This is a genomic window from Streptomyces sp. NPDC058579 (assembly GCF_042718575.1).
GTDB lineage: Bacteria > Actinomycetota > Actinomycetes > Streptomycetales > Streptomycetaceae > Streptomyces.
In genome coordinates, this window is the sequence record NZ_JBHXPI010000039.1 from 1 (window position 1) to 13,017 (window position 13,017).

11 protein-coding genes and 1 pseudogene are annotated in these 13,017 nt (G+C 71.8%); 5 read left to right on the forward strand and 7 right to left on the reverse strand.

Annotation, left to right across the window (positions count from 1 at the left end; genetic code table 11):
- Positions 1 to 1,658, forward strand: a pseudogene (locus ACFWRO_RS29980) (AfsR family transcriptional regulator); the annotation flags it as partial.
- Between the two features lie 27 nt (positions 1,659 to 1,685).
- Here the strand turns inward: ACFWRO_RS29980 and ACFWRO_RS29985 are convergent.
- The 3 genes from ACFWRO_RS29985 to panB all read right to left on the reverse strand — a co-directional run bounded on the left by ACFWRO_RS29985 (position 1,686) and on the right by panB (position 4,537).
- Positions 1,686 to 2,540 carry an ABC transporter permease gene (locus ACFWRO_RS29985; RefSeq protein ID WP_384515509.1) on the reverse strand — a complete coding sequence of 285 codons (855 nt, stop codon included), beginning with the start codon at positions 2,538 to 2,540 and terminating at the stop codon, positions 1,686 to 1,688.
- Entirely contained in the window at positions 2,537 to 3,529 is a 993-nt protein-coding gene (locus ACFWRO_RS29990; RefSeq protein WP_384515512.1) for an ATP-binding cassette domain-containing protein, read from the reverse strand. Before ACFWRO_RS29990 ends, ACFWRO_RS29985 begins: the two co-directional genes overlap by 4 nt.
- Before the next feature lie 144 nt (positions 3,530 to 3,673).
- On the reverse strand, positions 3,674 to 4,537 hold the full coding sequence (gene panB, locus ACFWRO_RS29995) for a 3-methyl-2-oxobutanoate hydroxymethyltransferase (RefSeq protein WP_384515514.1): 864 nt from the start codon (positions 4,535 to 4,537) through the stop codon (positions 3,674 to 3,676).
- Positions 4,538 to 4,849: 312 nt separating this feature from the next.
- Here panB and ACFWRO_RS30000 point away from each other — a divergent pair, with 312 nt between their 5' ends.
- On the forward strand, positions 4,850 to 5,872 hold the full coding sequence (locus ACFWRO_RS30000) for an endonuclease/exonuclease/phosphatase family protein (RefSeq protein WP_384515517.1): 1,023 nt from the start codon (positions 4,850 to 4,852) through the stop codon (positions 5,870 to 5,872).
- A 129-nt stretch (positions 5,873 to 6,001) separates the two neighbouring features.
- Positions 6,002 to 7,264, forward strand: a complete 1,263-nt coding sequence (locus ACFWRO_RS30005) for an MFS transporter (protein WP_384515519.1) — start codon at positions 6,002 to 6,004, stop codon at positions 7,262 to 7,264.
- Here ACFWRO_RS30005 and ACFWRO_RS30010 read toward each other — a convergent pair.
- Entirely contained in the window at positions 7,230 to 8,996 is a 1,767-nt protein-coding gene (locus ACFWRO_RS30010) for an NAD+ synthase (RefSeq protein ID WP_384515522.1), read from the reverse strand. The genes ACFWRO_RS30005 and ACFWRO_RS30010 overlap by 35 nt on opposite strands.
- Positions 8,997 to 9,082: 86 nt before the next feature.
- Positions 9,083 to 10,027, reverse strand: a complete 945-nt coding sequence (locus ACFWRO_RS30015; RefSeq protein WP_384515525.1) for a DUF4190 domain-containing protein — start codon at positions 10,025 to 10,027, stop codon at positions 9,083 to 9,085.
- Positions 10,028 to 10,257: 230 nt separating this feature from the next.
- On the opposite strand from ACFWRO_RS30015, the gene ACFWRO_RS30020 reads away from it, so the two are divergent.
- Together ACFWRO_RS30020 and ACFWRO_RS30025 are read left to right on the forward strand one after the other, a co-directional pair.
- Positions 10,258 to 10,995 (forward strand): DUF998 domain-containing protein, encoded by a 738-nt coding sequence (locus ACFWRO_RS30020; protein ID WP_384515528.1) that lies wholly within the window; start codon positions 10,258 to 10,260, stop codon positions 10,993 to 10,995.
- Positions 10,992 to 11,861: an alpha/beta fold hydrolase gene (locus tag ACFWRO_RS30025; RefSeq protein ID WP_384515530.1), complete on the forward strand. Its 870-nt coding sequence runs from the start codon at positions 10,992 to 10,994 to the stop codon at positions 11,859 to 11,861. The genes ACFWRO_RS30020 and ACFWRO_RS30025 overlap by 4 nt, the downstream gene beginning before the upstream one ends.
- Here the strand turns inward: ACFWRO_RS30025 and ACFWRO_RS30030 are convergent.
- Positions 11,846 to 12,265 (reverse strand): CBS domain-containing protein, encoded by a 420-nt coding sequence (locus ACFWRO_RS30030; RefSeq protein WP_384515533.1) that lies wholly within the window; start codon positions 12,263 to 12,265, stop codon positions 11,846 to 11,848. The genes ACFWRO_RS30025 and ACFWRO_RS30030 overlap by 16 nt on opposite strands.
- 111 nt (positions 12,266 to 12,376) lie before the next feature.
- Positions 12,377 to 13,015 carry a DUF305 domain-containing protein gene (locus ACFWRO_RS30035; protein WP_384515639.1) on the reverse strand — a complete coding sequence of 213 codons (639 nt, stop codon included), beginning with the start codon at positions 13,013 to 13,015 and terminating at the stop codon, positions 12,377 to 12,379.
- Positions 13,016 to 13,017: the final 2 nt, after the last annotated feature.

Sequence of the window (13,017 nt, forward strand, 5' to 3'; positions counted from 1 at the left end):
CCGGGGCGGACACTCTCGATGTGCTGGGTTCCCTTGTCGACAAGTCGCTCGTCGTCGCGGCCCCCGGTGACGACGGCGGCATGCGCTACCGGCTCCTGGAGACCGTCGCGGAGTACGCGGGTGAGCGGCTGGACGAGGCCGGGGACCGGGCCGAGGCCGAGCGCCGGCACCTGGTCCACTACCGCGAGCTCGCCCGCCTCGCCGACCCCGCGCTCCGCGGCGGCGGCCAGGTCCGGGCGATGGCCTGGTTCCGGACCGAGTACGAGAACCTGCGCACCGCCCTGCGCCGCGCCGTCGCCGTCCGGGACGAGCAGGAGGCGCTCCTGCTCGTCCACTGCCTCCTCTGGTACTGGCAGATGCGCGACCTGCGTGCCGACGCCCTGCACTGGTCCGAGGCCGCCGCCGCCCTCGGCCCCGACCCCTTCGAGCCGCCCGCATCCCCCGTCGTCCCGCTCCACGAGCCCTGCACGGCCACGCCCCCGCCGCTGAGCGAGGAGCAGCTGTGGGAGGCCCGGCGCGGGGTGCGGCTGATCGGGCTCCTCAACATGGACCACATGACGGGCGACTGGACCACGCCCGACGGGATCGCACGGCTCAAGCGGATCACCGCCGTCTACCGTCCCGGACTCCCGCAGACCTGCCGACTGCCCGGCTCCTTCGCCGTCTTCGCCGTCATCATCATCGGCGAGGCGGGCAGAATGCGTGAGCTGCTGGACGCCACCGTCGACGCCTGCCGCCGCTTCCGCTACGAGTGGGAGCTCGCCAACGCGCTCACGCTCCGCGCCAACATGCTGGCCAACCGGGTGGACTGGGCCGGTGCCGCGGCCGACGACGCCGACGAGAGCCTGGAGATCTTCGTCCGGCTCGGCGACTCCTGGGGAGCGGCCGAGGCCCTCTCCGCGCGCGGAGAGGCCCGCGAGCGGCAGCTCCGCTTCGAGGGCGCGGCCGAGGACTTCGTCGCCGCCATCGGCTACGCCGAGCGGATCGGCGCCCAGTCCCAGATGGCGCTGCTGCGCGCCCGGTACGCCGACATGCTCTCGCTGACCGGTCGCGCCGAGGAGGCGGAGGAGATCCTGCGCGAGGTCGTGGGGGCCGTCGAGAACCGCGGACACGAACCGACGCTCGCCGCCCGGCTGTTCCTGGCCATGCTCCTCGGCCGCACCGGCCGCACCGCCGAGGCCCGCGAACACCTGACCGCGCTCCTGGACGACTTCAGCTCCGAGACGCTGTCGATCTTCGGCGGATTCACTCTCGGCGGCCTCGGCTGGCTGGACAACCTCGACGGCCGGTACGCCTCCGGCCTCACCCACGCCCGGCAGGCTCTCGAACGCGCCATGGGCACCCTGTCGATGATCGTCGCCCCCCAGATGCCCGCCATCCACCTGATCACCGCCGCCTGGGCCCTGGCCGGGCTCGGCGGCCCCGGCGCGACGCTCGGCGCCCGGCTCCTCGGGGCGCACGAGGGCCTGCTCCCGAAGGGGCATCTGCTCTCGCCGCCCGAGCGCGACAACCTGGAGCGGGCCACGAAACTGGCCCGCTCCGTCCTCGGCGACGAGGCCTTCGAGGCCGCCTACGCCGAAGGCGACGGCCTCTCCTTGGAGGAGGCCGCCGCCCTGCTCGAACGCGCCGACGCGATCCAGGGGCGCGTCGAGTCCTGAACCCCGTCTACCCGAACCCCGTACGGATCAGGTCTTCTTGCGGAACTTGGCCACCGCGAGCGGCGCCGTGACGGCCGTGATCACCACGGCCCAGCCGAGCGTCATCCACACCGAGTCGCCCACGGGCGTGCCGTTGATCATGGCGCGGGCGGCGTCGGCGAGGTTCGACAGCGGGTTGTAGTCCGTGAAGGTCTCCAGCCAGCCGGGCATCGACGAGGTCGGGGCGAAGATCGAGGAGCCGAACTGGAGCGGCATCAGGACGAGCATCGCCATGCCCTGGACGGCCTGGGCGGTCTTCATCGTCAGGCCGAGCAGGATGAAGATCCACATCAGCGAGGCGCCGAACACCATCGACAGACCGATGGCACCGAACAGGTGCAGGACCGAGGTCTTGATCTCAAGCCCGAGCAGGAAGCCCGTGCCGAGCAGGATCGCGGTGGCGATCAGCATGCGGCCGATCTCGACGACGATCTTCGCTATGAGGACGGAGGACCGGGCGATCGGCATCGTCCGGAACCGGTCCATCACCCCCTTCTTGAAGTCGTCGTTGACGCCCACTCCGACGGCCATGGCGATGTTCATGCCCATCATCGCCATCAGGCCGGGGGTCACGTAGTTCACGTACGCGTCGTTGTTGCCCTTGCCGGAGATCGCGCCGCCGAAGACGTACACGAACAGCAGGATGAAGATGATCGGCATCAGGACCGCGTCGAACATCGACTCCGGGTCCTGCTTGATCTGCAGCGCGTTGCGCCGCACCAGGGCGCCGATGTGGCGGAGATTGGCCCGCAGGCCGATCCGGCCCTCGTCGACGGGCGTCCGCTTCACCGGGGAAGGGGCGTCGACGGGAGGCTTGGTGACGGTGCTCGTGGTCGTGCTCACGCGGCGACCTCCTGGGGAATCGTTTCGGAAGCGGACGACTTCTCGCCCGTGATGGCCAGGAACACCTCGTCCAGGCTGGGCAGGTGGGTGCCGATGTGCGCGATGCCGAAGCCGCGCGCGCCGAACAGGCCCACGACGGCGGTCAGCTGCTCGTCGCTGAGGATCGGCACGTACAGCGCGCCCTCGTCGGGGACGATCGTCGAGCCGGCGATGCCGTCGAGACCGGACTCGCGCAGCGCGGCGGACATGGCGGGCAGCTCCGCCGGGTCCACGGGACGGACCTTCAGGGTGCGGCCGCCGACCCGGGCCTTCAGCTCGTCGACCTTGCCGTTGGCGATGACCTTGCCCCGGTCGATGACCGTCAGCTCGCTCGCGAGCTGCTCGGCCTCCTCCATGTACTGGGTGGTGAGCAGCACGGTCACGCCGTCGGCGACCATGCTGTGCACCTCGTCCCAGACCTCGTTGCGGGTGCGCGGGTCGAGGCCGGTGGTGGGCTCGTCCAAGTACAGGACGGCCGGGCGGCCGATCATCGACGCCGCGAGGTCGAGCCGGCGGCGCATACCGCCGGAGTACTGCAGGGCGGGCCGCTTGGCGGCCTCGGTGAGCGAGAACCGCTCCAGGAGCTCGTCGGCGCGGCGGCGGGCGTCCGCGCGGGAGAGGTCGAGCAGCCGCCCGATCATGTACAGGTTCTCCCAGCCGGACAGCTTCTCGTCGACCGAGGCGTACTGGCCGGTCAGGCCTATGGTGCGGCGGAGCTGGCGGGGCTGCTTCACCACGTCGAACCCGGCGACCGTGGCGGTCCCGGAGTCCGGGACGATCAGGGTGGACAGGCAGCGGACGAGGGTGGTCTTGCCGGCGCCGTTCGGGCCGAGCACGCCGAGGACCGTGCCCTCCCGGACGTCGAGGTCGACCCCGTCGAGGGCCTTCGTCTCGCCGTAGTGCTTCACGAGGCCTCGTACCTCGACGGCGTTGTGTGTGGATCGCGTCATGGGCCCCACTACATCAGGCACCACCGACAACGCACCGACAGACGACCGACAGGCGGCCCACATCCCGTCGACGGGATGTCGGAGACGGACGACCGGCAGCCCGCCGATGGGGGAGTCGGCGGGCTGCGGTCCGTGCCACGGTGGCTAGTGGAAGCTGTGCTCCTCGGCGGGGAACGCCCCGCCGGTGACGTCCTCCGCGAAGGCCTTGGCGGCGTCGCCGAGGGTCGCGCGGAGGTTCGCGTACTGCTTGGTGAAGCGCGGCACCTTGCCGCCGGTGAGACCGGCCATGTCGGTCCAGACGAGGACCTGGGCGTCGGTGTCGGGTCCCGCGCCGATGCCGATGGTCGGGATGTGCAGGGAGCGGGTGACCTCGGCGGCCAGCTCGGCCGGGACGAGCTCCAGGACGACGGCGAAGGCGCCCGCGTCCTGCGCCGCCTTGGCGTCGCTGAGCAGCCGGTGCGCGGCCTCGTCGCTGCGGCCCTGCACGCGGTAGCCCATGGTGTTCACGGACTGCGGGGTCAGGCCCAGGTGGGACATGACCGGGATGCCGGCCTGGACCAGCAGCTCGGTCTGCGGCAGCGAACGCTCGCCGCCCTCCAGCTTGATCGCTCCGACGCCCGCGTCCTTGACGAGCCGGGTCGCGTTGCGCAGGGCCTGGACCGGCCCTTCCTGGTACGAGCCGAAGGGGAGGTCGCCGACGACGAGGGCGCGCTTGGTGCCCCGTACGACAGCGGCGGACAGAAGGGTCATCTCGTCCATCGTGACGGGCACGGTGGTCTCGTACCCGAGATGGCAGTTGCCCATGGAGTCGCCGACGAGCACGACCGGGATCCCGGCCTCGTCGAAGACGGACGCGGTCATCGCGTCGTAGGCGGTCAGCATGGGCCACTTCTCACCGCGGGCCTTGGCGGCGGCGATGTCGTGGACGGTGATACGTCGCGTGCCCTTGCCTCCGTACAGCGCCTTGCTGCTGTCGGGGGACTGCTTCTGGGCAGCCTGAAGCGTCATGGTGAACGGCTCCTTCGTCATCTCGAGGCGCCCTGACGGCGTCCCCGGACCACATCCATGGTGGCACTTCGCGCGGGGACGGGGGAAGTGGGGCGAAGTGGCGCTGTTCACACCGCCGGCACGGAAGAATTTCGGGACGTACGTACGAATGTGCGCGTTCTGTCACAGCCACCCCAACGCACGGAGACCACCGGAACCCGCCGCGCCGCCCCGTCGTCCCACGTGGCAGTACGACGGGGCCCGGCATCACCTAGTGTCGACGTCGGGTCACGGGGCAAGGCAGCACCACGGCAAGGCAGTGAGGACTGAGTGATGGCGCGGGTGGACATGGCGGAGACCGAGAACGGCGGCGCCCGGAACGAGCGCTCCGGATCCCGGTTCCGAGCGGCGCTCGACCGTCTGCGCGGTGACCGGGGCATCTGGCGCCGGGGCATCATCCTGGCCGTCTGCGCGGTGCTGCTCACCCTGCTCATGGTCTTCCACGCCGAGATCCCCAACCGGATCGGCAACCTGGGCAGCCTCACCGAGACCTTCCTGCCCTGGCTGGGCGTCCTCGTGCCGGTCCTGCTGGTCCTCGCCGTGCTGCGGCGCTCCGCGACCGCGCTCATCGCCCTGCTCCTGCCGGCCCTGGTCTGGCTGAACGTCTTCGGCGGCCTGATCACCGACAAGTCGGAGGCGGGCGGCGACCTCACCTTCGCCACCCACAACGTGAACGCCGACAACCCCGACCCCGAGGGCACGGCCCGGCAGATCGCCGGGTCCGGCGCGGACGTGGTGGCCCTGGAGGAGCTCAAGGGCGACATGGTCCCCGTCTACGAGAAGGGCCTGGCCGAGACGTACAAGTACCACTCGGTGGAGGGCACGGTCGGGGTGTGGAGCAAGTACCCGCTGCACGGCGCCGCCCCTGTCGACATCGGGATGGGCTGGACCCGGGCGATGCGCGCCACCGTCTCCACGCCCAAGGCCGAGGTCGCGGTCTACGTCGCCCACCTCCCGTCCGTACGGGTCCGGATGGACGCGGGCTTCACCGCCAACCAGCGCGACAACAGCGCGAACCTGCTCGGCGAGGCGATCGCCGCCGAGCCGCGCGAGCGGATCGTCCTGCTCGGCGACCTCAACGGCACGATGAACGACCGCGCGCTCAACGCCGTGACCGCGCAGATGCGCTCGACCCAGGGCGCCTCGGGCGACGGCTTCGGCTTCAGCTGGCCGGCCTCGTTCCCGATGGCGCGGATCGACCAGATCCTGGTGAAGGGCGTCGAGCCGGTGTCCTCGTGGGCGCTCCCGGCGACGAAGAGCGACCACCTGCCGATCGCGGCGCGCGTCAAGCTCTGATCAGGGCGCTCCGCGATCAGGGGCGCTCCGACCCGAAACCTTCTCTTCACCGGGCCGAGGCCGAGCGGAACATTCCGCCTGAGAGTATTTGTTCAGTCGAAGAACTATTCGTCTGGAAAGGCTCTCCCCATGCCCCTGGCGCTGCTCGCGCTCGCCGTCTCCGCCTTCGGCATCGGCACCACCGAGTTCGTGATGATGGGCCTGCTGCCCAACGTCGCCGACGACCTCGGCACCTCCGTCCCGACCGCGGGACACCTCGTCTCCGCGTACGCGATCGGCGTCGTCGTCGGCGCCCCGCTGCTCACCGCCCTCGGCTCGCGCATACCGCGCAAGAAGATGCTGCTCCTGCTGATGGCGCTGTTCGTCGTCGGCAACCTGGCCTCCGCGCTCGCGCCCGGCTTCGGCTGGCTGATCGCCGGCCGGGTCCTCGCCGGGCTGCCGCACGGCGCGTTCTTCGGCGTCGGGGCCGTCGTCGCCGCGCGCCTGGTGGCGGAGGGACGGCAGGCGCGGGCGGTCGCCACGATGTTCCTCGGGCTCACCGTCGCCAACATCCTCGGCGTACCGGCCGCGACCCTGCTCGGCCAGCACCTCGGCTGGCGCTCCACCTTCCTCGTGGTCACCGTCATCGGCCTGCTGGCCATGGCCGCGCTCGCCCGGCTCGTGCCGGACGTCCCCGTCGACGAGCGGCAGAGCCTGGGCCGCGAGGTCCGCGCGCTCGGCCGGACGCAGGTGCTGCTCGGCCTGCTCACCGCCGTCTTCGGCTTCGCGGGCGTCTTCGCCGTCTACTCCTACCTCGCCTCGATGACCACCGAGGTGATGGGCTTCGGGGAGTCCTCCGTCACCCTCCTCCTCGCCCTCTTCGGCATCGGCATGACGGCGGGCGCCCTCGCCGCGGGCCCGCTCACCGACCGGGCGCTGCGCCCGACGCTGTACGGCTCCCTCGGCGCCCTGGCGCTCGTCCTGGTCGCCTTCCGGTTCACGATCCACGTGCCGTGGCTGGCCCTGGTGACGGTCGTCGTCCTCGGCGCCGTCGGCTTCATGACCACGACCCCGCTCCAGATGCTGGTCATGAACAAGGCCAAGGACGCCCCGACCCTGGCGTCCGCCTCCAACCACTCCGCCTTCAACCTGGCCAACGCCGGCGGCGCCTGGGCGGGCGGCGCGGCCGTCGCCACCGGCTGGGGCTGGACCTCCCCGACCCTGGTCGGCGCGGGCCTGGCGGTGGTCGGCCTGGCGATCGCGGCGGTGGCGGGCCTGCTGGACCGTACGCGTACGCGTACGGGTACGGGCACGACGGAGGGCGCCTCCCGCGTCGTCGCGGGAAGCGCCCCCGGGGTCTCGACCGTCGAGCCCGCCGTCAGTGGCTCGGGGACTCCCTCCAGCGGTTCGTGATCGGGAGGCGGCGGTCCTTGCCGAAGCCCTTCGCCGAGATCTTGGTGCCCGGCGGGTACTGGCGCCGCTTGTACTCCGCCGTGTCCACCATCCGCAGCGTCCGCGTCACCAGCTCCTCGTCGAAGCCGGCCGCGACGATGGCGTCCCGGCCCTGGTCGCGGTCGACGTACAGGGCCAGGACCGCGTCCAGGACGTCGTAGTCCGGCAGGGAGTCCGTGTCGACCTGGTCCGGGCGCAGTTCGGCGCTCGGGGGCTTGGTGATCGAGCTCTCCGGGATCGGCGGGGTCATGCCGCGCTCCTCGGCCGCCCGGTTGCGCCAGCGCGCGAGCCGGAACACGGTCGACTTGTAGACGTCCTTGATGGGCCCGTACGCGCCCACCGAGTCGCCGTACAGCGTCGAATACCCCACCGCCAGCTCGGACTTGTTGCCCGGCGCGAGGACGAGGTGGCCCTCCTGGTTGGAGATCGCCATCAGCATCGTGCCGCGCAGCCGGGACTGGAGGTTCTCCTCAGCGAGGCCCGTGAGGCCGAGCGCGCCCATGTAGGCGTCGAACATCGGCTCGATCGACACCGTACGGAAGTTGAGGCCGGTGCGCCGGGCCAGGTCGGCGGCGTCGCCGCGCGAGTGGTCCGAGGAGTACTTCGACGGCATCGAGACGCCGTACACGTTCCGCGCGCCGACCGCGTCGCAGGCGATCGAGGCGACGAGCGCCGAGTCGATGCCGCCCGACAGGCCGATGAGCACCGAACGGAAGCCGTTCTTCGCGATGTACGCGCGCAGGCCCACGACCAGCGCCGAGTACACCTCCTCGTCGTCGTCGAGCCGGTCCGCGTAACCGCCCGTCAACTCCGGCTCGTAGGCGGGCAGCGGGTCCTCGGAGAGGACCACCCGCTCGATCCGCAGCCCGTCGTCCACGATGCCGGCCGGTGCGTCGGACACGGGCGCGGCGGCCGGCAGGTCGAGGTCCACGATCACCGTGCCCTCGGAGAACTGCGGGGCGCGCGCCACGACCTCGCCGCTCGCGTCGACCACGATCGAGTCGCCGTCGAAGACCAACTCGTCCTGGCCGCCGATCATCGCGACGTACGCGGTGGTGCAGCCCGCCTCCTGGGCGCGCTTGCGGACCAGTTCGAGCCGCGTGTCGTCCTTCTCCCGCTCGTACGGCGAGGCGTTGATCGAGACGAGCAGCCCGGCACCGGCGCTGCGGGCGGCCGGCACCCGGCCGCCGTCCTGCCACAGGTCCTCGCAGATCGCGAGGGCCACGTCGACGCCGTGGACCCGGACCACGGGCATGGTGTCGCCCTGGACGAAGTAGCGGAACTCGTCGAAGACCCCGTAGTTGGGCAGGTGGTGCTTGGCGAACCGGAGCACCACCTCGCCCCGGTGCAGCACGGCCGCCGCGTTCTCCGGGGAACCGGCGGGCCGGCCGAGCCGGGGCTCGGCGCGGTCCGAACGGTCGAGGTAGCCGACGATCACGGGCAGCTCCCCGAGACCCTCGGCGTCGAGGCGCCGGGCGAGCGCCCGCAGGGCGGCCCGGGACGCCTCGACGAAGGACGAGCGCAGCGCGAGGTCCTCGACGGGGTAGCCGGTCAGGACCATCTCGGGGAACGCGGCCAGATGCGCGCCCTGCTCGGCGCAGTGCCGGGTCCAGTGGACGACCGCCTCGGTGTTGGCGGTGAGATCGCCGACGGTCGAGTCGATCTGATTCAGAGCGAGGCGTAGTTGAGGCACCCGCCCAGTGTAATCGTCAGACCGACGCTATGTCCTGCGTACCGCTATGTCCCGCGTACGCCGACGTGACTACTTCGCCGGGTCCCCTACTTCGTCGGGCCGATCCAGATCGTCTCGTCGTGCTCGAGGATCGTCGGGCTCAGCTCGACCTGCATCTCGCCGGCCGCGGCGGCGGGGAGCGAGAAGGCGAAGTCGCCCTTGGCCTGCTTGCCGGGGAGCACGTTGCCCCGGAACATCGTCGTCGCGTCGCTGCCGTCGAAGATCGCGTCGGCCTGCGCGCCCTCCGCGTCGCTGGCGTCCACCAGGGCGCCGGTGACGTCGAGGGTCTCCTTGCTGCCGTTGACGATCGTGACGGTCACCTGGAAGGCCTTGTTGCCCTTGGTGTGTCCGGCGGCGAACTGGTCGGGCTGGTACGCGCGCGGCTTGGAGACGGTCACCTTGATGCCGTCCTCGTACGTGAAGGTCTGACCGAACTTCAGCGCCGCGGGGGCGGTCTCGGTCGGCTCGGGGTCCGGCTCGGGCTCGGTCGTCGCGCCGGGCGTGGTGGGGGCCGAGGAGGCCTTGTCCTGCTTGGCGAGCTCTTCGTCGATGTCGTTCTTGACGTCGTTCACCGCGACGACCACGACGAGCAGCCACGCGATCGAGGCGACGATCGCGACGGCGCCGAGGATGATCCCGGAGAGGGCCATGCCCTTGTTCGTGGCCTCGCCCTTACGGGCCTTGCCGTGGCCGATGATGCCGAAGATCAGGGCCATGATGCCCAGGATCGCGCCGAGCCAGAACGTGAACGGAATGACCCCGAAGAGCAGACCGATGATGCCCAGGACGAGGGCGGTCACCCCGAGCCCGTTCTTGGGCTGCTGGTACGGGGGCGGCATCCCCGGTATGCCGGTCGGGGGCATGCCGTACGGGGGCATGCCCGGCAGCGTCGCGCCGACCGGAGGTGTCGCACCGACCGGAGGCGGGCCGGGCGGCGTCGAGGACGGAGGACCCCAGGGGTTCTTCTCGGGGTTCTCGCTGGGCGTGGTCATGCGGGATGTCCTCCGGGGATCTCTGTGATGGAGAGGCCTGACGTTAGGCCAGCTGATTATGGAGGAGCCAGGGATTTTGTGATCGACCGGTGTCCGTAAGGGCGTCCGTCGTGGCGGGCTGCTGTTCCTGAGCCTGGTGATCCCGGCGGCGCTTCTGAAGTACCGCAAGCCCAGTTGGGTCCACCCCGACCACCGGGACACCGCCGTGCCCGCATAGCATCCGTACCACTATGTCCTTGCCCCGGCCCGCCTTGTCCGGGCCCGCCTCGGCCCGGCCCGACGGTGCCGCGCGAGCCACCGCCGTCCTGCTCGTCCTCGGCGCGCTCACCTACAGCGCGTGGGTCCTCGAAGCCGTCGTCCGGACCGGGCTCGACCCGGTCCGGTCGTACGTCTCCGAGCTCATGGCCACCGACCAGCCGCACGGCGACCTCTTCCGCGCGAGCGACCTCACGGCCGGACTCCTGGTCCTAGCGGCGGCGCTGACGGCGCTGTGGAGCGGCCGACGGGCCCGCCCCGGCAGGCTCGTGCGCGCCGGCTGGGCCGCCCTCGCGCTGTTCGGGGCCGGCACCGCCGCCGACTCGCGGCTGCCGCTCAGCTGCACGCCCACCGCCGACCCGGCGTGCGCCGCCCGGGAGGACGCCGGACTGGTCCCGTTCACCCATACGGCCCACGCGGTCAGCTCCAGCATCGCCATGGCGGCGGCCATCGCCGCCATGCTCCTGCTGACCTACGCCGCCCGCCGCCACGGCGTGTGGCGGCCGCTGGCCCGGTTCGGTCCTGCCCTCGTCGCCGTCGAACTGGCCGCCACCGTCTGGACGCTCGCCTCCGTCGCCGCCTTCGAGGCGGGCCGCGACACCTGGGCGCTCGGGGCCGGGCAGCGGCTCCAGGTCCTGCTCGTGGCGGTCTGGCTCGTCCTCCTCGCCGTCTCCGTGGTCACGCAGGTCAGGCAGCGAAGGGAGCGGCCGTGAGCGTGTTCGTACGGGTCGGGGGAGTGGCCCACCACGTCGTCGTCGAGGGCACCGGACCTGTCTGCGTGCTCAGCGTCGGCCTCGGGATGAGCTGGTTCGACTGGGACCCGGTCGTCCCGCTGCTCGCCCCCCACCGCACGGTCGTCCGCTTCGACCGCCCCGGCCACGGCCTCTCCGCCCCCGCCGCCGTCCCGCCCTCGGCCACCGGCGAGGCCCACCGCATCGCAGGCATCCTCGACGCGCTGCCCCTGCCCGCGGGACCGGTCACCGTCGTCGGGCACTCCATCGCCGGGTTCCACGCGGAGGCCTTCGCCCGGCTGCACCCGGCCCGCACCGCCGGGCTCGTCCTCGTCGACGCCTCCGTCGAGGAGCATGCCCGTACGCCCGCCGCCCCCGCCCTGCGCACCGCCGCCGCGCGCGGCCTCGGCACCCTGCTGTCGGCCACCGGCGCCCCGGCCGCCCTCGGCCCGGCCGTCCGCCGCGCCACCGTACGGCTCTCCAGGGCCTCGGGCGGCGACCCGGCGCCCACCGAACTCGTACGCCGCTGCTACCGCACCTCACGCGTGCTGCGCGGCACGCTGCTGGAGAACGCGCACTACCTCGCGGTCGCCGCCGAACTCCTCGCGCTGCGCGAGGAGCGGCCGCTGCCGCCCGGCGTCCCCGTCACCGTCCTCGCGGCCCCCGACGGCTCCGCCCGCTGGGCCCGCCGCCAACGCGCGCTGGCCCGACGGCTCGACGCCCGCTACGAGGCGGTCGAGCTGTCGGGCCACCTGATGATGCTGGACCGCCCGGACGCGGTGGCCGGGGCGGTACTGCGCCCCGGAGGAACCCCCGTCCAGGGACTCGGGCCTCAGGGAGCGGCGTAGACGCTCTCGCAGAACGCCTTGATCTGCTCGTCCGTCAGATGCTGGGCCAGGTCGGCCTCGCTGATCATGCCGACGAGCCGCTTGTTCTCGATGACGGGGAGGCGGCGGATCTGATGACTCTGCATCTCGTCCAGGACCGCGCCCACGTCCGAGCCGGCGTCGATCCAGCGCGGGGTGCCGTTGGCCATCTCGCCACAGGTGACCTTCGCCGGGTCGTGACCCATGGCCACACAGCCGACCACGATGTCGCGGTCCGTGATGATGCCGCACAGCCGCTCGTTCTCGTCGGCGATCGGCAGGGCGCCCACGTTGAGGTCGCGCATCAGCTGGGCCGCGCGGTCGAGCGTTTCGTGCCGGGGAATCCACTGGGCCCCGGGGTGCATGATGTCCTTCGCCGTGGTCATGGGGTGCGTACCTCCGTAGTCACGTCGTCGTACGTCCCCGAGCCTCAACCATTGTCCGCGTACGCGACGGCCCCCGCGACCGCTGGGGTCACGGGGGCCGGGGGACGGGGCTCAGCCGCGAGGCTTCGCGCCCCGCTCCTTCAGCAGCTGGGTCATCAGCCCGATCTCGGACTCCTGGGCCTCGACCATGCCCTGCGCGAGGTTCTTCTCCACCTCCACGGAGCACTTGTCCACACAGCCCTGGGCCATGTGCACACCGCCCTTGTGGTGGTCGATCATCAGCTGGAGGTAGAGGATCTCCGCCTCCTCGCCGCTCGCCTTCCGCAGCCGGTCGAGCTCGGTGTCGGTCGCCATGCCGGGCATCAGCGCCCCGTCGAGCGGTCCGGTGTCACCGTGCCCGCCCATGCCCATCCAGGCCATCGGCTCGGTGCCCGACTCGACCTTCGGCAGCCCCCACATGTCCAGCCAGCCCAACATCATGCCGCGCTGGTTGGCCTGGGTGTTGGCGATGTCGTACGCCAGCCGGCGCACGTCCGCGTCCTCGGTCCGGTCCCGGACGATGAACGACATCTCGACGGCCTGCTGGTGGTGGACGGACATGTCACGGGCGAAGCCCGCGTCCGCCGACACCGAGGCGGGGGAGGCCGCGGTCGCGTCCTCCCGGTCGGCGGAGGCGACCGTGACGGCACCCCCGGCGAAGAGCAGCGCCAGGACGACGGCGGCGATCGAGGCACCGTGCGTACGGGTCAGCT

Excerpts from the sequence above, each read along its gene's own strand:
- ACFWRO_RS29990 (WP_384515512.1), bottom strand. The coding sequence starts at position 3,529 with ATGACGCGATCCACACACAACGCCGTCGAGGTACGAGGCCTCGTGAAG.
- panB (WP_384515514.1), bottom strand. The coding sequence starts at position 4,537 with ATGACGCTTCAGGCTGCCCAGAAGCAGTCCCCCGACAGCAGCAAGGCG.
- ACFWRO_RS30000 (WP_384515517.1), top strand. The coding sequence starts at position 4,850 with ATGGCGCGGGTGGACATGGCGGAGACCGAGAACGGCGGCGCCCGGAAC.
- ACFWRO_RS30005 (WP_384515519.1), top strand. The coding sequence starts at position 6,002 with ATGCCCCTGGCGCTGCTCGCGCTCGCCGTCTCCGCCTTCGGCATCGGC.
- ACFWRO_RS30015 (WP_384515525.1), bottom strand. The coding sequence starts at position 10,027 with ATGACCACGCCCAGCGAGAACCCCGAGAAGAACCCCTGGGGTCCTCCG.
- ACFWRO_RS30020 (WP_384515528.1), top strand. The coding sequence starts at position 10,258 with ATGTCCTTGCCCCGGCCCGCCTTGTCCGGGCCCGCCTCGGCCCGGCCC.
- ACFWRO_RS30030 (WP_384515533.1), bottom strand. The coding sequence starts at position 12,265 with ATGACCACGGCGAAGGACATCATGCACCCCGGGGCCCAGTGGATTCCC.